The 21,131-nt window shown below is 49.5% G+C and carries 15 protein-coding genes, 1 tRNA gene and 1 pseudogene; 10 read left to right on the plus strand and 7 right to left on the minus strand.

All coding sequences use genetic code 11. The features are described 5' to 3' along the window. Positions 1-61: 61 nt before the first annotated feature. Positions 62-3,637: a VCBS repeat-containing protein gene (locus tag Q4E93_RS00350; protein ID WP_303582023.1), complete on the plus strand. Its 3,576-nt coding sequence runs from the start codon at positions 62-64 to the stop codon at positions 3,635-3,637. Here the strand turns inward: Q4E93_RS00350 and Q4E93_RS00355 are convergent. Next, positions 3,600-4,667: a LacI family DNA-binding transcriptional regulator gene (locus tag Q4E93_RS00355; protein ID WP_303582025.1), complete on the minus strand. Its 1,068-nt coding sequence runs from the start codon at positions 4,665-4,667 to the stop codon at positions 3,600-3,602. The two genes, Q4E93_RS00350 and Q4E93_RS00355, sit on opposite strands and share 38 nt — an antisense overlap. Positions 4,668-4,839: 172 nt before the next feature. Between Q4E93_RS00355 and Q4E93_RS00360 the strand changes: the two genes are divergently transcribed. After that, positions 4,840-6,177 carry an AGE family epimerase/isomerase gene (locus Q4E93_RS00360; protein ID WP_303582027.1) on the plus strand — a complete coding sequence of 446 codons (1,338 nt, stop codon included), beginning with the start codon at positions 4,840-4,842 and terminating at the stop codon, positions 6,175-6,177. 29 nt (positions 6,178-6,206) lie between these two features. On the opposite strand, the gene Q4E93_RS00365 is transcribed toward Q4E93_RS00360, so the two are convergent. After that, the gene (locus tag Q4E93_RS00365) at positions 6,207-8,633 is read right to left on the minus strand and encodes an ABC transporter permease (protein ID WP_303582029.1); all 2,427 of its coding nucleotides are present in this window, start codon (positions 8,631-8,633) and stop codon (positions 6,207-6,209) included. A gap of 12 nt (positions 8,634-8,645) precedes the next feature. Continuing rightward, the gene (locus tag Q4E93_RS00370) at positions 8,646-9,290 is read right to left on the minus strand and encodes a 3-keto-alpha-glucoside-1,2-lyase-like domain-containing protein (RefSeq protein WP_303582031.1); all 645 of its coding nucleotides are present in this window, start codon (positions 9,288-9,290) and stop codon (positions 8,646-8,648) included. A 211-nt stretch (positions 9,291-9,501) separates the two neighbouring features. Between Q4E93_RS00370 and Q4E93_RS00375 the strand changes: the two genes are divergently transcribed. From Q4E93_RS00375 to Q4E93_RS00400, 6 genes are all read left to right on the plus strand, one after another. Further along, positions 9,502-11,871, plus strand: coding sequence for an ABC transporter permease (locus tag Q4E93_RS00375; RefSeq protein ID WP_303582033.1), 2,370 nt, complete (start codon positions 9,502-9,504; stop codon positions 11,869-11,871). A gap of 41 nt (positions 11,872-11,912) precedes the next feature. Then, positions 11,913-12,497 carry a Crp/Fnr family transcriptional regulator gene (locus tag Q4E93_RS00380; protein WP_303582035.1) on the plus strand — a complete coding sequence of 195 codons (585 nt, stop codon included), beginning with the start codon at positions 11,913-11,915 and terminating at the stop codon, positions 12,495-12,497. A 67-nt stretch (positions 12,498-12,564) separates the two neighbouring features. Next, the gene (locus Q4E93_RS00385; RefSeq protein ID WP_303582037.1) at positions 12,565-13,125 is read left to right on the plus strand and encodes a DinB family protein; all 561 of its coding nucleotides are present in this window, start codon (positions 12,565-12,567) and stop codon (positions 13,123-13,125) included. Between the two features lie 113 nt (positions 13,126-13,238). Beyond that, entirely contained in the window at positions 13,239-15,398 is a 2,160-nt protein-coding gene (locus Q4E93_RS00390; RefSeq protein WP_303582038.1) for a DUF5916 domain-containing protein, read from the plus strand. A gap of 74 nt (positions 15,399-15,472) precedes the next feature. Continuing rightward, positions 15,473-15,546 (plus strand) — tRNA-Pro (locus tag Q4E93_RS00395). 336 nt (positions 15,547-15,882) lie between these two features. Then, the gene (locus Q4E93_RS00400) at positions 15,883-16,209 is read left to right on the plus strand and encodes a hypothetical protein (RefSeq protein WP_303582041.1); all 327 of its coding nucleotides are present in this window, start codon (positions 15,883-15,885) and stop codon (positions 16,207-16,209) included. 831 nt (positions 16,210-17,040) lie between these two features. Here the strand turns inward: Q4E93_RS00400 and Q4E93_RS00405 are convergent. The 4 genes and pseudogenes from Q4E93_RS00405 to Q4E93_RS00415 form a co-directional block, all read right to left on the minus strand. Continuing rightward, the gene (locus tag Q4E93_RS00405; protein WP_303582043.1) at positions 17,041-17,520 is read right to left on the minus strand and encodes a GNAT family N-acetyltransferase; all 480 of its coding nucleotides are present in this window, start codon (positions 17,518-17,520) and stop codon (positions 17,041-17,043) included. Between the two features lie 727 nt (positions 17,521-18,247). After that, entirely contained in the window at positions 18,248-18,688 is a 441-nt protein-coding gene (locus Q4E93_RS00410) for an SMI1/KNR4 family protein (protein ID WP_303582045.1), read from the minus strand. A gap of 246 nt (positions 18,689-18,934) precedes the next feature. Beyond that, positions 18,935-19,278, minus strand: a pseudogene (locus Q4E93_RS34400) (HepT-like ribonuclease domain-containing protein). Beyond that, entirely contained in the window at positions 19,271-19,564 is a 294-nt protein-coding gene (locus tag Q4E93_RS00415) for a nucleotidyltransferase family protein (protein ID WP_303582047.1), read from the minus strand. Before Q4E93_RS00415 ends, Q4E93_RS34400 begins: the two are co-directional and overlap by 8 nt. Positions 19,565-19,949: 385 nt before the next feature. Here Q4E93_RS00415 and Q4E93_RS00420 point away from each other — a divergent pair, with 385 nt between their 5' ends. Together Q4E93_RS00420 and Q4E93_RS34530 are read left to right on the plus strand one after the other, a co-directional pair. Then, the gene (locus tag Q4E93_RS00420) at positions 19,950-20,369 is read left to right on the plus strand and encodes a hypothetical protein (protein ID WP_303582049.1); all 420 of its coding nucleotides are present in this window, start codon (positions 19,950-19,952) and stop codon (positions 20,367-20,369) included. 65 nt (positions 20,370-20,434) lie between these two features. Beyond that, entirely contained in the window at positions 20,435-20,698 is a 264-nt protein-coding gene (locus Q4E93_RS34530; protein ID WP_411162122.1) for a TOTE conflict system archaeo-eukaryotic primase domain-containing protein, read from the plus strand. Positions 20,699-21,131: the final 433 nt, after the last annotated feature.

A 21,131-nucleotide genomic window follows, 5' to 3' on the forward strand; every position in this document is an offset into this window, starting at 1 on the left:
TTTAGCTATAAAGTGAAGGCTTTGTATTTTTACAGAGCCTTCCTTTTTATCCAACGTATTTATGAAGCGACTCTCTCATTTGTATGTGCTGCTGCCCTTTATGCTGCTGGGCGCCTGTCATGGGAAACCTACTTTATTCGAAAGTATCCCTTCCTCCCATTCAGGGATCCATTTTAACAATGTCATCACGGAGACGGATTCCATCAACCCGATGGATGTGGTGAATATTTACAATGGAGGAGGCGTAGGCATCGGCGACTTCAACAATGACGGGCTGCAGGATATTTACTTCGGCGGCAACCAGGTGCCCGGGAAGCTCTACCTCAATAAGGGCAACTTCTCCTTCGAGGACATCACAGACAAGGCCGGCGTCGGCGGGATGGGACGGTGGGCCAGGGGGATCTCCGTCGTCGATATCAATAATGACGGGCTGATGGATATTTACATTTGCAACACGATCTATAAAGACCCGCAGAGAAGACGGAATATCCTGTATGTGAACCAGGGTATGGATAAGGAAGGTGTCCCGCACTTTAAGGATATGGCTGCGGCATACGGCCTGGATATGCATGGCCAGTCAACGATGGCCAGCTTTTTCGATTATGACAACGATGGGGATCTGGATATGTATCTTACGGTGAATGAGGCATCCAACGGGGAGAAGTTCAGCACCTTCCTTCGACGCAACGACCTGAACATTGCCGCCAGCGTGGGGAAGCTGTATCGCAATGACATGGACAGCAGCTTGCGGCATCCCGTCTTCCATGATGTGTCGGATGCCGCCGGCATAAAATACGAAGGTTTCGGGCATGCCGCCTCGGTATGCGATATCAACAATGACGGCTGGAAGGACATCTATGTCTCGGACGATTTTTTGTCCAACAATATCCTTTACATCAATAATCATGACGGCACGTTCACCAACAGGTTGAAGGACTATTTCAAGCATACTTCTTTCAATTCGATGGGCCAGGACGTGGTGGACATCAATAATGACGGGCTGCCGGATGTGATCGAGCTGGACATGAACCCGGAGGACAATTACCGTAAGAAGAAGATGCTGGCTTCGGATACCTATCTTACCTATCAGAATTTCGACAGCTATGGATATGAATACCAGTATGTGCGGAATACCTTGCAGATCAACCAGGGCCCCCGGGTAGGTGAAAATGATTCCATCGGCGCGCCCCTCTTCAGCGACATCGGGTTTATGAGCGGCATATCCCAGACCGACTGGAGCTGGAGCCCGATGGTGATCGACCTGGATAATGACGGATTACGCGACCTCATTGTCACCAACGGATTTCCCAGGGATGTGTCGGACCACGACTTCATGGCCTACCGGGAAGAGCACAAAGGGATGGCCTCGAAAAAGGAGCTGCTGGGGCAGATCCCGCAGGTAAAGCTGCATAACTATGCTTTTAAGAACAAGGGTGACCTCACTTTCAGCGATGAATCGGCGGGCTGGGGCTTGATGAAGCCGACCTTTTCCAATGGCATAGCTTATGCCGACCTGGACAATGACGGGGACCTCGACATGGTGATCAATAATATCAATGACGAGGCCCTGGTGTACAGAAATACCATGCGGGAGAAGGATACGGCGAAAACCCATTTCCTGCAGATCAGGTTCCGGGGCGGCAGGGAAAATGTCAATGGGCTGGGCGCCATTGCGGACATTTATTACGATCATGGGAAGCGGCAGACCTATGAGAACAATCCCTATCGGGGATATTTGTCCACGATGCAGGATGTGGCGCATTTCGGACTGGGCGGGGTGAAGACGGTGGACTCCGTCGTTGTGCGGTGGAGTGATGGCAGGCAGCAGACGATGAGGAATATCGGCGCCAACCAGGTGCTGACGGTGAGCCTGGCTGATGCCGTGGGGCCCTGTTTATTGCATCAGCCGGCTGTTGCTTCCGATGCCCTCCTTAGGGAGATCACGCGGGAAGCGGGCGTGACCTACCGGCACCATGATTATGATTTTATCGATTTCGATATTCAGCACCTGCTGCCGCATAAGCTATCTGAGTATTGTCCTGCGCTGGCAGTGGCGGACCTGGACGGCAACGGGCAGGATGACCTGGTCATCGGCGGGAATGGCGTGTATGCGACGCATGTGCTCCTGCAGCAGGCGGACGGCAGATTTGTCCAGCAGGACTCACTGCCGGGAACGATCTTCCATTCAAAGGTGGCGAAGGATGAGGGGATCCTCTTATTTGACGCCAATGGGGACGGCAAACAGGACATCTACATCGCCAGCGGAGGATATGAGCTGGCTCCCGGCGATGAAGGTTACCGGGACCGGCTGTATATCAATGACGGCAAAGGTCATTTCAACCAGGATACGCTGGCTTTGCCGCGGGATCATACCAGCAAGTTCTGCGTGCGGGCCATGGATTATAACCATGACGGGAAGTTGGACCTGTTCGTTTCGGGGCGGGTGGATCCCTGGAATTATCCGAGGCCGGTCAGCAGCTGTATCCTGAGGAACGATTCGGAGCATGGCAAGGCCAGGTTCACGGATGTGACGGAGGAAGTGGCGCCGGCGCTTAAGAACATCGGGATGGTCTGCGATGCTTTGTTCACCGACTTCGATGGGGATGGGCAGACGGACCTGATCGTAGTGGGCGAATGGATGCCTGTCACTTTTTTGAGGAATGTGGGCGGCAGGTTCAGTAATGTCACCGCCGCCACTGGCGCCGGCGGGCTCAGCGGCTGGTGGAATTCCATAGCAGCGGGTGATTTCAGGCATACGGGAAGAACGGATTATATCGTAGGGAATGTGGGGTTGAATACCTTGTACCAGGCCAGTGACGAATACCCCGTGTATATGACGGCAGGGGATCTTGACGGCAATGGCAGAACGGTGGGGGTGCCCTCCCTGTTCCTGCCCGACCGGAATGGGGTGAAAAAAGAGTTCCCTGCTGCCGGTCGCGACGATATGACCCGTCAGATCAACAGCCTGAAAAGGCGTTTTCCCAACTATAGGTCATTTGCGGAGGCTACCCTGGAGCAGGTGCTGACGCCGGAACAAAGGAAGCGGGCCCTCCGGTGGAAAGCCAATATGCTGCAGTCCTGCTATCTGCGGAATGACGGAGGCGGGAAGTTCACTGCAATACCCTTGCCGAATGAGGCGCAGGCATCCACGATCAATGGGATGGTGGTCGAGGACTTTGACGGAGATGGCAACCTGGATGTACTGATCAACGGTAATGATTTCGGGACCTCCATTGGCATCGGGCGGTATGATGCATTCAACGGACTCTTATTGAAGGGAGATGGCGCCGGCGGATTCAAGCCGCTGACCATGCTGCAAAGCGGCATTTGTATCCCGGGCAATGGCAGGGCGCTGGTGACATTAAGGGGAGCAAAGGGAGGCTGCCTGGTGGCGGCCAGCCAGAACAAGGGCGATCTGAGGTTGTTCGCGGAAAACGGACGGCGTAAAGCCGTCATTGCGCAGGCTGATGATGTGACTGCGATCATCAGCTTCCGGGACGGGCGACAGGAAAAGAAGGAATTGTATTATGGCAGCTCATTCCTATCCCAGTCCACCCGTGCCATCATGTCCAGTGACAATGTCAAAAGCATAGAGATCATCAACGCAAAGGGAGTACATCGGACGGTAACACCGTAACCCTGGCCTTACTGGATTCCCCGATGCGCAGCTCGACAGGCAACAGCTGCCGTTCGTAGTCGGCGACGGGCCGCTTGGATTCTATCGATTTGATCAGGAGCCTGGCCGACACCCTGCCCATCTGGATAGCGGGCTGCCGGATCACTGTCAGGGAAGGACAAAAAAGATCGGTGTTCTCCATGTTGCTGAAACCCGCCAGCGCAACTGTTCCCGGAATATTCAATTTCATATCACGGCAGCACCTCATGGCGGCGATGGTCAGTTTATCGGTGGAAGTAAAAATAGCATCCGGCTTATGGTCGCCGTCGAACAGCTCCTGCATGGCGGCTTCTACTTCATAGTAATCGGCGCCGTCATGCGGACAAAATTTGATCAGTGACTCGTCTGGCGCCATGTGGTGCTCCTCCAAAGCTTTCTTATAGCCTTCCAGCCGCATCGCGGTGATGTATTGCAGAGGGGAGTCTCCAATGAAGGCGATCCTGCGGCACTGGTTCTTTAGCAGGTGATGGGCGCCTTTGTATCCCCCCAGCTTATTATCGATAAGTACTTTATGACCAGGAAGATCTTCGACGATCCTGTCGAAGAAGACGATGGGAAGGCCGCGCTCTTGGAGGTTGGTGAAGTGGCAAAGGTCCGCGGTCTCGGGCGCGACGGAAATAAGGCAGCCGTCGATGGACCTGGAAGCCAGCATTCTTGTGATGCTCATTTCATTTTCGTAGCTGCCCAGGCTTTGTGTGATGATGATGTTGTATCCATTTTCCCTGGCAACCGATTCTATACCGTTGATGATCTGTGAGAAGAAGCTGCTGGCGATCTCATGTACGATGACCCCTATGGACCTGCTTCTTTTCGCTTTGAGACTTACCGCGATGGGGTTGGGGGTGTAGTTGATCTTATTTGCATAGTCCAGGACCAGCTGTTTTGTCGTCTCGCTGATGTCGTTGCAATTCCTCAGCGCCCTGCTTACTGTCGACGGTGAAAAGCCTAAGGACCTTGCGATGTCTTTTATGGTGGCTGCTTCGAATCTCATTTTTATGGATTGTGTAGTTGAAATTGATCTATCCACCTATTCTTAAGCTAATTTAACGTTGTTCCCGCTCAAATGGTGCAGTCTGTTTAATTTTGGCCATGATCGGCTAAAAATGTATCAGGATTGCGCCATCGGGTGCTTTAACATTGTACACCCATCAAATCGTTAGTTTATGAAGATCCTTTTATTGTTGTGTGGACTGGCTTGGATGTCTATCGGTAATGGTCAGATGCGGTCCATACCGGACAGTATCCTGGCGCAGATGCGCTATGCGGCGAAGGAAGGTTTGCTCGACAAATATTATCCCCGCAATATCGATACGTTGTATGGCGGCTATCTCAGCACTTTCAGCTACGATTTCAAACCCGTGGGGCCGCAGGATAAGATGATCGTGACGCAGGCGCGTCATGTCTGGTCGACGGCAAAGGCGGCGATATTTTATCATGACAGCAGCTATATCCCGCTGTCGCGTCATGGTTTCTATTTTTTGCGGGATAAGATGTGGGATAGTGTATTTGGTGGTTTTTATAATCTTGTAACGCGGCAAGGAGTGGCGAAAAGCAAAATAAAGGAGGCATATGGGAATGCTTTTGGGATCTATGCCTTGTCGGCGTATTACGCATGTTCCGGGGATACCGCGGCGCTGGGCCTGGCAAAGCGGGCCTTTCTCTGGCTGGAACGGCACAGCCATGACGCCGTGTATAAAGGATATTTTCAGCACCTGGAGCGGGATGGGACGCCGGTGGTCCGGACGGAGACAGTAGACAGCCGGGCAGAAACAGGCTATAAGGATCAGAACAGCTCGATCCATCTGCTGGAGGCTTTTACAGAGCTGTACCTGGTTTGGCCGGACCCGCTGGTGCGTCAGCGACTGCAGGAGATGCTGGTGCTGATACGGGACAGGATCGTCACTCAGAAGGGTTATTTGCAGCTATTCTTCAGCGTGGATTGGCGGCCAGTGAGCTACCGGGATTCTTCCGAACAGTCCATCCTGCGGCATAAGAACCTCGACCATGTTTCTTTCGGGCATGACGTGGAGACGGCTTATCTGATGCAGGAGGCTTCGGAGGTGCTGGGTCTGAAGCAGGACAAAGCGACATTGGCAGTGGGTAAAAAGATGGTGGATCATGCGCTGGCCAATGGCTGGGATATTGTGCTGGGAGGGTTTTATGACGAGGGTTATTATTTCAGGGACAAGCCGGGCTGTACGATCATCAACAAGAGCAAGAACTGGTGGGCGCAGGCGGAGGGTCTGAATACGCTGATGATATTTTCGGCCTTGTACCCGAATGACCGCATGCATTATGGGCATCGGTTCATTCAATTATGGGGATATGTACAGAAGTATATGATCGACCATGAGCATGGGGATTGGTATGAGGAGGGGCTTGACAATGAGCCCCAGCGGAGGACGGCGCTGAAGGCGCATATCTGGAAGGGGACGTACCATAATTTCAGGAGCCTGAGCAACTGTATCCGCCGGCTGGAGGCGGCGCGGGCGCAGCGGTAAGGATATCCGGGTGAGTTACCAGCGCCAGATCACTCCGCCCTCAGGCTCTTCGTGGGGTTGGCCAATGCCGACCTTATGGACTGGAAGCTCACCGTGACCAGGGCGATGACGATCGCTACACCGCCGGCGGCCGCAAACATCCACCAAGTGAGGGTGATCCTGTAGGTAAAATTCCGCAACCACCGGTCCATGCCATACCAGGCCAGGGGCGATGCGATCAGGACAGCCAGCAGGGCCAGGCGGATGAATTCACCAGACAGCAGCAGGGTGACATTGGCGACAGAGGCGCCCAGCACCTTGCGGATGCCGATCTCCTTGGTACGCCGCTCGGCGGAAAAGGCTGTCAGTCCGAAGAGCCCCAGGCAGGCTATCAGGATGGCAATGCTGGTGCAATAGATCACGATATGGGAAGTGCGCTCCTCTTTTTCATAATTCCTTTGAAAATCCTGGTCGAGGAAGGAATATTCGAAGGGTGCTCCGGGATTGACCCTGGTCCATGCTTGTTCGATGGCTGCCAGCGCCCGGGAATAATTGGTGGTTTGAAGACCGACGATCGTGTAGTTATATTTATTGGCAAAGAAATTATTGATCGAAAATCCCAGGGGCCTTATGGGGTTATGAAGACTTTCGAAATTGAAATCTCTTATGACGCCCGTGACCTCCATGTTGTAATATACCCCATGGAATTCATAGGTGACCCTTTTGCCGACGGCCGCAGCGGGATCGAGGCCCAATTGTCTCGCGGCAGTCTGGTTTAAGATGATATGATTGGAATCCGCCATGCTATTCCTTGCGAAGGGACGGCCCTCTATCAACTGTAAGCCCAGGGTCTCAAAGTAATCGTCTTCTATGCTTGCTATTGCGATGTCTACATTATTGGCCGCTGATCTGCCCTCGGCGTAAAACAGGGCATCATTAATATTCCTGATACCCGGATAGGTGGACCCGCTGGTGACGGAACCAACGCCTGCCGTCCGCAGTATTTCACTTTTGAGCGAGTTATAATTCTTCGCTACGTTCTTGCTCGTGATGGGCAGGATGAGCTGCTGGTCCTTTTTGAATCCCAGGCTTTGGTTTTTCAGATAATGCAGCTGGCTGCCGATGACGATGGCGCCGAGGATCAGCATTACGGAAATGGTGAACTGGAAAACCACCAATCCTTTGCGAAGCGCGGTGGCCGACCAGCTGTTGAGGATCTTTCCTTTCAGCACTTTTGCAGGCCTGAACGAGGATAGGTAAAAGGCGGGGTACAGGCCGGACAGCAGTCCGGTCAGCAATGAAAGGCCTGCGATCCATAGTATGAGATGCGGGTTGTTTGACAGGGTAAGCTGTTTTTGCGTGAGCTGATTGAACAGGGGTAGTAATAATTGGGTCAGGAGGAGGCCTATCGCAAGTGCGATCAGGCATAGCAGGAAGGACTCGCCAAGGAACTGATGTATAAGGGAGGCTCTTCCTGCGCCGATGACTTTCCTGACGCCAACTTCCCGGGCCCTTTTTTCCGAGCGGGCGGTGGAAAGGTTCATAAAATTGATGCAGGCAATGACCAGGATAAAGGCGGCTATCGATCCCAGGATATAGAGATAGCGGATATTGCCATTGGGTGCGATCTCATCGCCAATCGAAGAATGCAGATAGATGTCTGTCATATGCTGCATGAAGTGGCCCTTGGTCATGCCGGCTTTCTTAAGCTCCGGACCTTCATGCCTGTCCATGAATGCGGCCATCCTTTTTTCAAATGCATGGGCATCGGTGCCCGGTTTCAATTTGATATAGGTATGGAAGATATTATTGGTGGCCCAGCTGGTCTGCTTTTCCGTCCAGGCGCCGAGATCCGAGTTTCGCATGGAGAGGAAGAAATGCGCTGGAATATGTGAATGGTGATTCTCTTTAAAGACGGCCTGTACAGTGTAGATAAAATCGCCGAAGGGCAGGCTGAGCTTCAGTGGTTTGCCGATGGGATTCTCGTTCCCGAATAGCCTGGCGGCGATGGATTCCGAGAGCACGAGGCTATTGGGCCGGGCCAGGGCGGTCTCACCATTGCCATAGGTAAAATCATAGGTGAAGAGCTGGAAAAAGGTGCTGTCGACATAGTAGCCATTGGATTCGAAGAACTTTTTGGGGTCCCGGGGGCGCTCGTTTTGCAACAATACCTTATCCATGTCGGGGAACTTCAACAGGCGGGTGGCCTCCTGCACTTCGGGCATTTCAGCCTTTATGGTAAAGGCCACCGGGGCGGGCTCCGCCGACCAGTCATCTCCGGTGCCCGTGACATAGGCCAGCCGGTAGGTCCTGTCCGCATCCTTATGATGTTTGTCGTAGCTCAGCTCATCGAGGATGTAGAGCATGATCAGCAGACAGACGGCCAGGCCTGCTGCCAGGCCGAAGATGTTGATGGAGGAGAACAGCTTGTTGCGGGACAACTGCCTGAAAGCTATTTTCAAATAGTTCTTAAGCATGTTCAAATATGTTTATCTGTTGTAAGTTAAATGGGCGAAACTGCCGGGTGAATTGTTGCCTACCCAAAGGCCCAGGCCGCCGTGCGTGCTATTGCTGATCCTATTCACTTCAAGGGAAGGCTCCTTTGCATTATTGACATAGACCGAGACATGGTATCCCTTCAAAACGATCTTAACGTGGAACCATTCGTCGGGGTCGGGAGGGTCGTCCACTGCGTGTTCGTATTTGCCGGGAAACTGGTTGCGCAGCTTTTCCCAGTCATTGTCGGGCATGTTGATATATTGTACGGAATGGCTTCGACGCAGCGCTTCGTTGCTTTTGAAGTTGAAGGGCCTGAAATAAACGGCATCGTAAGTCGTGGCATTCTGTATGTGAAAGGCTACTCCGACAAAGCTTTGCTGCATTTGATGGCTCCCTTTGATATCCAGCTCGATGACGCCGTCACCCAGGTCCGCATCCTTCAGGATCATCAGGCCGGGACCTGGCGCCTCGTTAAGGCGGACGGAGTTTTTTTCCAGGACTGTCGATGCTGTACGATTGACGAGCGTCCAGTGGCTAAGGGCATGCAGATCGGTGGAGATATTCTGGGCGTTTGATCCCGGCCGGACGCTGATCAATACGACCAGCAGGAAATATGTTTTGATGACAAGTTTCATGTATTGGAAGGGTGCGAAAACAATGCCAGTCGACTTTGCACGTGGCTATCAATGTATTATCAGCGAGATTCCGGCAGGGGTGTTCGTTTTTGATACGAACAGGTTGTGTCATATCCGGACAGTCAGGGCCGGCGGAGCTGTCGAATCATATGATTTTCAGGGCGATATCGTTCGGGCATCCATTTGGTGGGCTTTGCTTCAAATATTCGTTATGCTCAAGAATCACCTGCTCGTAGCGTACAGGAACCTCACCCGGAATAAAGTTTTTTCGGCTATCAATATCCTGGGTCTTGCATTGGGACTTACCTGCAGTCTTTTTATCGCGCTTTGGGTGCATGATGAGCGCAGCGTGGATAATTTCAATGCACATGGCGACCGGCTATTTGTCGTTTACGAGCGGCAATTCACGGGCGGGGTCATCAAAACGCAGTATAATACGCCCGGCGTGCTGGCTGAAGGGATGAAAAGGGAGCTGCCGCAGGTGGAATACGCCAGCAGCCTTACGCACAATGAGGTGAATACATTTCAGGCAGGGGAGAAGATCCTGAAAGAGGAGGGCTGCTATGCGGACGTTGATTTTTTCACGCTGTTCACGTATCCATTGCTGGAGGGAGATAAAGCTACTGTGCTGTCGCAGCCGGTGAACATAGCCATTTCAAAGAAAATGGCCGTTGATCTTTTTGGCAGCCCGGCGGCGGCTATCGGCCGGCCGGTGGCGTTCAATAATGGGGAGGAGCTGAAGGTCACGGGGGTCTTCGCGGACGTGCCGGCCAATGCTTCGAACAGGTTTGACTACGTGATCAATTATGCGCATTTTTTAAAAGCGAATGGAAATGCGACCAAATGGACCAACACGGGTGTATTGACATATTGCAGGCTGAAGCCGGGCACTATTGCAGGAGCTTTTGAAAAGCAGGTGACGGGATTGCTGGAAAAGTATACGCATTATACCCAAGGTTACCGGGTGGAGCTGGGCATCCAGCGTTTTGACGAGATGTACCTTCACTCCCGGTTCAACGCCCTGGGGCAGCTGGAGGGAGGGCGGATCGAGTATGTCCGGCTGTTCACCGTCGTCGCTGTTTTTATCCTGCTGATCGCATGTATCAATTTTATGAATATCACCACGGCACGTTCGGCAAGGCGGGCCAAGGAGATCGGCGTGCGGAAAGTAGTAGGCGCACAGCGTATTTCGCTGGTACGGCAGTTTGTGGGAGAGGCCATGCTGCTGACGGCTATCGCCGGGGCGGTGGCGTTGTTGCTGGTGGCTATGCTGCTGCCTTTTTTCAATTCGCTGACGCAAAAGCAGATGGCGTATCCTTCCGGCGTGGCTTTCTGGGCGGGTATCGTTGGAGGCATGCTGGTCACAGGGGTCATTGCGGGCAGCTATCCGGCATTATATCTTTCGTCGTTCCGCCCTGTCAGCGTGCTGAAGGGGGGCATCTTAAAGATCAACTGGGGGAATGTCCTATTCAGAAAAGGGCTGGTGGTGTTCCAATTCGTCGTTTCCATCGTATTGATAGTGGGCACTATCGTCGTCTCCAGGCAGGTGGACTATATCCAAACAAAGGACCTGGGATATGCGCGCGAGAACCTGATCTATATTCCACAGGAAGGGAACCTGAATGGTAAATACAAAGTATTCAAGGAGGAAGCGCTGAAGATACCGGGCATTCAGCAGGTGTCCCATATCGGCAGTCCGCCGACGAATATCACCAGCGCCACCTGGGGCATCGATTGGGTAGGGAAGGACCCCAATTCCAAGCCGACGTTCGGCGATGAAGAAGTGGGCTATGATTTTGTAAAGACAATGGGGCTGACCCTGGTGCAGGGGCATGATTTCAGACCGTATATGTCGACGGACTCCACGGGATATATTTTAAACGAAGAGGCCGTCAATATCATGGGCTATAGGGACCCCGTCGGCAAGCCTTTCACCATGTGGGGCAGGACGTCACCGATCATTGGGGTGGTGAAGGACTTCAATTTCAATTCCCTGCATGTGCCGGTGCATGGTATTATCCTCTATCTCGGTGAGGATGCCTGGGGCGGGACGATGTTGATACGGACGGAGCCGGGCAAGACGCGGCCTGCCATGGATGGATTGGCGGCGCTATGGAAAAGGATGAATCCGAAATTTCCGTTCACTTACCAGTTCTCGGATGAGGAGTATGGTAAGCTTTATAAGAGCGAGCAGATGGCGGAGCGGCTTTCCCACTGTTTTGCTGCGCTGGCTATCATCATTTCCTGTCTCGGCCTTTTGGGGCTGGCCATATTTACGGCCGAGCAGCGTACCCGCGAGATCGGTGTGCGGAAAGTGCTCGGGGCCAGTGTAGGGAATGTATTCCGCCTTTTATCGGGTGAATTTTTGCGGCTGGTATTCCTCTCATTGCTGATCGCAACGCCGCTGGCCTGGCTGGCAATGCATAAATGGCTGCAGGATTATGCCTTTCATACCGAGCTGCGTTGGTGGATGTTTGGATTGGCGGGTGGTGCGGCGGTCGTTGTGGCCTTGCTTACGGTGGGGTGGCAGGCCATCAGGGCGGCATTGGCCAATCCTGTGAAAAGTCTCAGGGCGGAGTGAGGGGGCGCGGGTAGCCGGATGATCTCCGTATATTCGTGCCAATGGCAGATGCGCTCGTACAACTTAAAAAGCTGGTGGATGGGGTATATCCACTTTCCGGGGAAGACTGGGATGCCTTGTCTACAATATGGTCCCCCTTTTCCGCCCGTCGGAAAGAGATCATTACAATGGAAGGATCGGTGGAACGATATCTTTATTTTGTAATGGAAGGCGTACAGCGTGTTTATTATTTCGATGACCAGGACAGGGAGGCAACCATTGTCTTCTCCTATCCTCCTTCCTTTGGTGGAGTTTTGGATTCCTTGCTTTTGCAGCAGCCTTCCCGTTATTTTTTTGAGACGCTGACACCTTCGGTGTTCTTGAGGGCTGCATTTACAGACCTGGACAAGCTGATGCAGGCACGGCCGGGCATTGCTTTTATGGTGAGGAAAGGGGTCGTTCATGCATTGTCAGGACTGCTGGAAAGGCTGGCGGAGCTGCAATGCTATTCTGCCGAAGAGAAGTTCAACAAGGTGTTGCAAAGGAGTCCGCATATCTTTCAGCTCATCCCTCATAAGTACATCGCCAACTACCTGGGTATGGACGCGACCAATTTCAGCAAGCTGATCAATAAGCAAAAAAAATAGGGGGTCTTGGTTTTTACCAAGATCGGTCTTTGTGACGCAGGCTAGATTTGCCGTATAAAATAATCTCATGACACCTGTTGATAAGGATCACTTATTGGATACGCTGGAAGCGCATGTGGATCTGCATATCCGGATGGCCGTTGCTGTCTTTCAGAATATGCCGGAGGCCCTCTTGCTCCGGCCGGCCGCGGACGGGGGCTGGAGCGTTGCGCAATGCCTGGAGCATTTGAACCAGTATGGAAACTACTATCTACCCTTTATCCGGCAGCGGCTGCACAGGTCGCTGCACGACCAGGTGGAGGGGGGCAAGTTCAAAAGCAGCTTTATAGGAGCTTACTTCACCCGGCTCATGGACCCGGATAAAGGCAAAAAGAAAATGAAAGCGTTTTCGGGATATGTGCCTGCGGCGGAGCTGGATGCGCATGCTGTCGTAGCCGAATTCATCCGGCAACAGGAGCTTTTGCTGCTATGCTTGCAGTTGTCCCGTAAGGTCGACCTGAATAAGATCAGGATCCCGGTGTCTATTTTTAAATGGATCAGGCTGAAGCTCGGAGATGTGTTCCAGTTCCTCATCGCGCATAACGAGCGGCATCTGCGGCAGGCGAAAAGGAATTGCCCGGCGGACTGAGCAGGCTCTTCGGACAGGTGAGCGGCCGGGCTCACTAAGAAAGTCAGTAGCAGGATGATTTCCGGGAAAAGGTTGTATTTTCCAGAGCGATGGTTAAGAAGTGGCTTTTGTTGATGATAGTTTTTCAGTTGATGGCCGCGCCGGGACTGCTCGCGCAGAAAAAGAATGCCGGCTTTGAGCTGCATATCCGGCGGACTTCCAGTCCAATGGTCATCGATGGGGTGTTGAATGAGGCGGCCTGGCAGTCTGCTGACAAGGTGGGAGATTTTTTCATGGTCCTGCCGATGGATCTGGACTGTGCCCATGTTCGGACGGCGGTGCGGATGACCTACGACGAGCGCTACCTGTACCTGGCGGCGGAATGTTATAATGGCCTGCCCGGGCCGGATATGGTGGAGTCGCTGCGGAGAGATTTTGCCTTTCTGAAGAATGACAATTTCATATTTTTTATGGACACATTCGAGGACCAGACCAATGGTTTCTCTTTTGGCACGAATGCGGCAGGCGGGCAGTGGGACGGGATGATGTATGAAGGCGGCAAGGTCGATCTCAGCTGGGACAATAAATGGACCTCCGTGGTCAGGCGATTGGAGGACCGATGGGTGCTGGAAATGGCCATTCCTTTTAAGACCTTGCGTTACAAGAAAGACGTCACCCGTTGGGGGATCAATTTCAGCCGCAACGATCTAAAGACAACGGAGAAGTCTGCATGGGCCCCTGTGCCGCGCCAGTTTCCCACTGCCAGTTTAGCTTACACAGGTGCCTTGGTGTGGGATGCGCCGCCACCGCCGCCTGGTCCGAATATTTCCGTCATTCCCTATGTGTTGGGTGGAGGATCCAGGGATTATGCTGCGCATAGACCTGTGGCGTATCGCAAAGAGATCGGAGGCGATGTGAAGGTAGCGGTCACCTCTTCGCTCAACCTGGACCTGACGGTGAACCCTGATTTTTCGCAGGTGGATGTGGACAAACAGGTGACCGACCTCAGCCGCTTTGAGCTTTTCTATCCTGAAAAGAGGCAGTTCTTCCTGGAGAATGGCGATCACTTCACCAATTTTGGCTATTCGTCCATCAGGCCTTTTTTTTCCCGTCGCATCGGTCTGGGCGCACCCATCGAGTTCGGCGGACGGCTCAGCGGCAAGCTGGACCGGAACTGGCGCATCGGCGTCATGGACATGCAGACGGGCTCCGTAGATTCCATCGGGCAGCCCCAGCAGAATTTTTCGGTGGTGGCCCTGCAGCGGAAGATCTTTGCCCGCAGCAATATCGGCTTCCTTTTTATCAACAAGCAATCCCTGCATTATCAGCCGGGTAAGGACACGACGCACCCCACTTATTCATTGTACAATCGCAACATCGGGCTGGAATTCAACCTGGCCTCGGCCAATAACTTCTGGACAGGAAAAGCTTTGCTGATAAAATCTTTTAGCCCCGGCCGGAGAGGGGATGATTATGTACATGCCGGCAACCTGCAATACACTGACCGGCACTGGCTCATCGGGGCACAGTACGAATACACCGGCGGCAATTTCAATGCGGAAGTGGGGTATGTGCCCAGGCAGGGTTATTTCAAGTATAATCCAACGCTCTCCTACTTGTTCTTTCCCCGGGGCGGGGTGGTGCTCAGCCATGGCCCGCAGGTGGTGTCCAATTACTATTACAATACTTCTTTCCATCATACGGATGACGAGACAAGCGTGACCTGGCTGGCGACATTCCGGAATAAAAGCACGTTGGCCGGCGTCATGGTGCATGACTATGTGGAGCTGCTGGCGCCTTTTGATCCCACGAATACGGGCCGGGCCTTCCTGCAAAAGGGCAGCCGGCACAACTGGAACAGCGTCGGCTTCGACTATGTCAGCAAGCCCCAGGCGCTTTTTACGTATGATGCCTCTTTTCGTCGCGGCGGCTACTATGCGGATGGCACGAAGCTGACGTTCAGCGGGGACGTGGGGTATAGGATCCAGCCATATGTGAATATGACGCTGAGCTTTTCCTACAACAGGCTGTCGCTGCCACAGCCCTGGGGTGACCAGTATTTCTGGCTGGTGGGACCCCGGATCGATGTGACGATGACGAATACGCTGTTCTTCACCACATATATCCAGTATAATCAGCAAATCCACAATATGAACCTGAATACCCGGCTGCAGTGGCGGTACAAGCCGGCTTCCGACCTGTTCCTGGTGTATACCGATAACTATTTTACCACGCCGTTCTCGGTGAGGAGCCGGGCGCTGGTGGTGAAGTTCAATTATTGGTGGAATTTGTGAGGGTTTGACTAGGTGGTTCGGGTTTAAATGTCTACATTTGCCACCCGTTACCCGGGTCACCGGGTAGGACGGATCGGGAAGTAGCGCAGGCCGGTAGCGCACCTGGTTTGGGACCAGGGGGTCGCAGGTTCGAATCCTGTCTTCCCGACGAAACAAGATCAACACATGCCCCCGCGATAGCGGGGGTTTTGCGTTTGGCGCGGAGCGGACCGAGTTTGCTCGGGCAAGCGCAGCGACAATAAGCAAAAGGCCCGAAGGGCTGTGTTGATCTTGTTTCAGGCCTCCCCCTTTGAGGATCGCCGAGCGCGCGGTAGCGCCGAGGTAATCCTGTCTTCCCGACTTTAAAATCAGCGAGTTGTATTACAACTCGCTGATTTTATTTTTGGGCCAACATCACAATTTGGGTCAGGTTTGGGGCGGAAATGGGTCAGATGATTTTGTCCCTTTTTCCTGGTTGCTAATTTTAAAGTAACTTGACTTTCCTATGCTTTCTTTCTTTCAAAAAATTACTGACGTTCTTGATCAATACCAGATCCCGTATATGCTATCGGGCAGTATAGCATTGGGGATATACACCGTTCCGAGAATGACCAGGGATATCGACTTTGTCATTCACCTGGAAGCTAAAAACCTGGATTTATTTGTGGATAGTTTTAAGGAAGGATTCTACTGCGACAGGGATGGTATCAAGGACGCAATGATTGGTCCCGTTAAGATGTTCAATATTATTGACCATGAATCAGGATACAAGGCAGATTTCGTTGTCCTGGATACAAGATTTTCAATCTGCTGTCCAAATAGAAGATATTAAAAGCCTTGTTGTTGTCGATAACTTAGACTGGGAGTATATCTCAAAATGGGTTAAACAACTGAAATTACGTACCTTCGATCTGATAAACAGATGACAGATACTCCACAGCATATTAAAGAACTTCAATTGAAACTTTGGCTTTCCAAATCTCCCATGGAAAGGCTCAAACAGACTTTGGAGAGCAATGGTCAATTGCTTCAATTCTGGTCGTCTGCTCATATCGTTGATAGAAGCCGGAATGATGAGAAGTCAAACCCCAGCCCGGAAACAAAGAACTTTTTTTAGTGTCATTTTTGCAATCCTGTCTGACTTAAATCACAAGATTTGCTTGCTTGGTTTTGGGGAGGACGCAAGTTCGAATCCAGTTGTTCCAACCATTTTGCTTTTTCGTCACAACTTAAGGAGGTGAACTAAGTTATTCTCACGGATTTGAATAAAATTAATTGTCTGTTTTTCTGCATCATAATCATACGTTACGATAATATTGTCCAATTTATAATTGTCCACGAGAAAATTCTTGTTTAGGAAGTCTGAAAAACCTCCATTTGTGTTTGTCGGATTCCCTGCCTTTTTAACAACTTCATCTCGATTGTCTGTGAAATTCGTGGCAAATGGAAAACTGCCAATTAGCGTTAAAGATTTTGGATAAGCAATTAAGCGAGAAAAGATCGGATTCCCTTTTTCAAAAATAACATTGTCATCGTCGTCATATACAGCATCATTGTTCGTAAAACCTATTTCAAGTCCTGTTTCTTCAGAAATTATATAATCGCTTTCTAAAATATTGTATTCAGTTAGGTCTGCATTACCTCATCAATGTAAAGGGGTAGACTATATTTCAAATTCCTGAATTCTCTTTCCATGTTCAATTCGTTCTTTAAATTGGCCTTTTGTATAGTCAGTAATAATCTTCCTCCAAAAAACCTGGGCGGGCCTATTGCTTTCTTTTTGATAGATCTGCCATTGCCCTTTATGCATATTAAATACCTGTTCCGCTATTGATCTTCCAATTCCCTTTCTTCTATATTTTCTCATAATAAAGAACTCGGCCATTGAAAAATAATTTCTATCGCTTAACGTAATATATCTGACCAAAACAAAACCCAGATATCTTTCCCCCACCTTTATGAAATATGGGAATCGTTCATTTTCTTTTTCCCAATATTCCCGTAAACTAGCGTAAGGTTCAAATAGCCCATCTTCCTTAACATCTAGATCGACAAATTCAGAAAAATCATAAATATAAAACTGCATTAAATTTTCCATTACACTTATATTTTCTCGCGCGGCTTTTGTTAGTTTGACATTCATTGCTACTAATTATAATTATCTTGATAGAGGTCCTAGCGTTTCTCTGGCCAGTACAAACCTGGCTGATGCTGGGTCCAGGTCCGGCAAAGTCCAAGATCGGGCCCAAATACTGGAAGAATCGTCCTGCCAGGGCGACCAACTTTTGAAACCCGCTCTGGTGATGTGCCCCCAAAAAGTTAGACACTTATTAGTGAGACCACACCCATTCCTTTTGTTTTAAGGTCATTCATTTCGCCGGTTCGTCTTGCCGCTCCATAAACTGTATAGCCTTGGCTATGCAATATGTTGGCTGTTGATGTGTTCATTCCTGAACTTGTAAATTGTACAGGCAGGTCGACTTTTTAGGTTGATTGTTAAACCATTAAAAGCTGTTCGGACATATTTCGGACAGTTTTTTGTTTATATTATCTTTCGAGGAATACTCGCTAATGGTGTAACCTTCGCTGATATCCCTGTATAATCTGTGGAGGAATTGACCCATGGAAAAAACTCGGTTGGATTATCCAATATAATTCCAGATAAAATCTCTTACCTCGTAGACATTAATCCCAAAATTTTTCACGTCTTTTGGCCAAATTGCAATTGTTAGTTTGTTCGAAAAAATCCGGGTCGAGGCGTTGATAAAAGATTGACCGATTTGAGCAATTAATTTCTTTCGGCTTGCACAGCAACATCGCTTAGTTGTTCATCTGTCCGCGGTAATGAAAAAGATATACAATTTGCGACACTACCCAGAAAGGTTATCAATAAAATGCTTAAAGCTCTTGTCTATAAGAGTCAGGCATTCTTCCTTATTCTCTGTATTATAATGGTCATCGTTGCAATAATACACAAAGCCATGATCCTCCTTTCTTGCAGATATACAAAAAGAATTCCCTCCGTCATCGGTTCCAAAAGGTATTATACCAATTGGTAAATAAGATTCTAATATTATCAGGTCCCTATACGTTTCTTCCAAACTTACAAATCCTGCGTCTTTAATTGAAGAAAAACAGTTAATCCTGGTTTTGCCTCCGTCCTGCCAAATAAACTTGTCTTTTTCCGGAAGCCCTCCGTTGTATCTCAAATAGTGTTCTACAAACTCGAGAGGAAAAAAAACATCGAGTTCTTTCTCCGCTCTCTCAATATCAGAAGGAGTTAAAGGAATGCTTGCTTTTAAAAAAACCATATTTCTAACTTTTATATTATGGGCTATTTCGTATTGTTACACCGAACCTATATGAGGTTTTTGCACTGTCAAAGAACAAACATGCATCCTTTGCAGTAAGCCGCCATTAAAGTCACTCGACCTTCGCGAATTCCAAGAATTTCGCTTCACACCCTAGTTCTATATTATTAGAATCAATATTATCATCACAACCTGGTAAAAGAGTGCGAGTAAAAAAATACCTGTTTCATAGTAAGATCACGCGGGTTATTCGGAAGGCGAAATCAAATTTGAAATCTCTTGTAGTAGATCCGGCAAACGGAATTGAATGGTATCCCAAACAATCTGATTGTTAATACCGAAGTATTCTTGAATGACAAAATTTCGGAAGTCTTTGATGATGCGCCATTCGACTGTGGGATGTATCTTTTGAAATTATCTGGAATTCGCGACGCGGCTTCTCCAATGATCTCAAAATTCCGTTCAACTGCATCTTTTGTCTTTGAGTCTGCCTCATAAGACTCAAATGTCATTCCTGCTGTATACTCTAAAATTTTACGAATCGAAACCTTAATATCCAATAGAAGCAAGGTTAGGTTACGTTCAGACATGAATGAGGCTTTTCTCTATATAAGGTAAATATTGAGGCTTTATGCCTTTGCGGGAAACTACATCGACCTTTTGTTTAAAGGTATCCTCCAACTCATGGGCGAGTCGTATATACTCAAAACCGTCGATGCTTCCAATAGAATCGACGAGAATGTCAATGTCACTCTTTTCATTAAAATCCCCCCTTGCATAGGAGCCAAATACCCCTAACTCAGAAATAGGGTACCTTTTCTGCAGGTATCCCTTTTTCTCCTTTAAAATGGTCAATATTTGGCTTGTTGTATACATTGAAATCAAATTTACTAAAAGAAACCTGACTTTTTCAACTTTTATTTGATCATCAATCTGTTATGCGACAAAAGCTGCCCAAATTCCATTGAGAATTCTCTAAATGGACCAACCTGGCAATTTCCTTTACATCTTTCTTGAGTAGGTTACTGAGTAAACCACGTTCATTATTAACTCTTTGGCTTTTTACCATCATCCTTATTCGAATTTCATACGTGAGACTGTTCCTTGCATTTCTGTGAGTTATCCGGTGAGTTGAAATATGCTCGCTGTTTAAACAATTATTTTCCAATCTATTCTGTCGCAAGTTCGAATCTGCTCGGGATTCGAATCCTGTCATCTTTCCAAGGATTTTCTTATTTTGCTTGCTGGAATTTGAATTCCCATGAAGCTGGCAACCAAGACAATATTATCAGCCTTTGGGGTTATCATTGTAATTTTCCTTGGTTCTTGCACGGAAAAGAAAACAGATGACCCGATCGAAACGTATAAATTTTGGTCAGGAGAATCTCTGCCGGAAAATATCGAAATATTAAACGGAAAATATTGGCAATCTGCCCATTGGTCGAAAGAATACATTATGTATTTGAAATTAAAGGCCTCAGCTCAATGGAGATCGCAGTTTATACGGCAGAATAAATTAGTAGAAACCCAAAAAAGTCCGGTTCTCCCATCAGATGCTCCAGCCTGGTTTACTCCACGAAAAAATCTGCGAATCTTAGTGCCCGCAGAAAATGGACAAGGGTCAGCTTACTATGAGGATACAGTAACTGGCGAAATGTTCATTTATGAAATACAGCTTTAGCTGCCACCTATGTGAATCCAGGACCAGTATACAATCTTCAAAACGCTCTTTAGAGGAGAGAAGATATTTATGCCGTCCGCAGGGAAACTAATGGAAAGGCCGTGTATTTTCCTGCTTATGACTTGGAATGGGAGGAATACCAGCGGCATAAGGCTGCGGGGGGAACGCTGGAGGATGTTGCAAATAAAAAGCCTAGCCCTCTGACGGATAATAAGCTGGTCCACCATCTGGAAGGTAAGGATACCATCGGTATCTACCCTTTATTGCGGGCATTCACCCACTACCAGGTTGGCCCTGGAAAATACGGAAGTCACTGCCGAGGCTGTTAAAAATGCTTACTTCGGAATCTGTGAGAAGGCCACCACCGAAAAATGACCCTGTGCAAGTTGGTGGATATGCACATGATTTGATGAAATTCGTATTGAAAAGAGGAACGCTGAAAAATTACTTTAGTACTGCTATCTACCTGAGAAAGTTCTTAGCCAAAAAATCCCCCACCGGGGATACTAATTTGGAAGACTGAATTATGCCTTTATCGCCGGATTTGAGTTTTATATCCGCAATAATCCCCTGAAAGCCGGTGACCCCTGCACCAACAAGCGAGATATGCGAGATCAATTAACGTTTGACGTTCCATCTTGTCCGGCTCAACAACGGCCTATCGGTCTTTTTCATTATTATTGTTGTTCAGCAGAGCTGGCTCATTAATTTTTGTGGCTGTTGCCGACTGCCCCTGGCGGTCAATTCACAAACGGATAAACG

It is taken from the genome of Flavitalea plasmicola, from assembly GCF_030546645.1.
In the GTDB taxonomy this organism is placed as follows: domain Bacteria; phylum Bacteroidota; class Bacteroidia; order Chitinophagales; family Chitinophagaceae; genus Puia.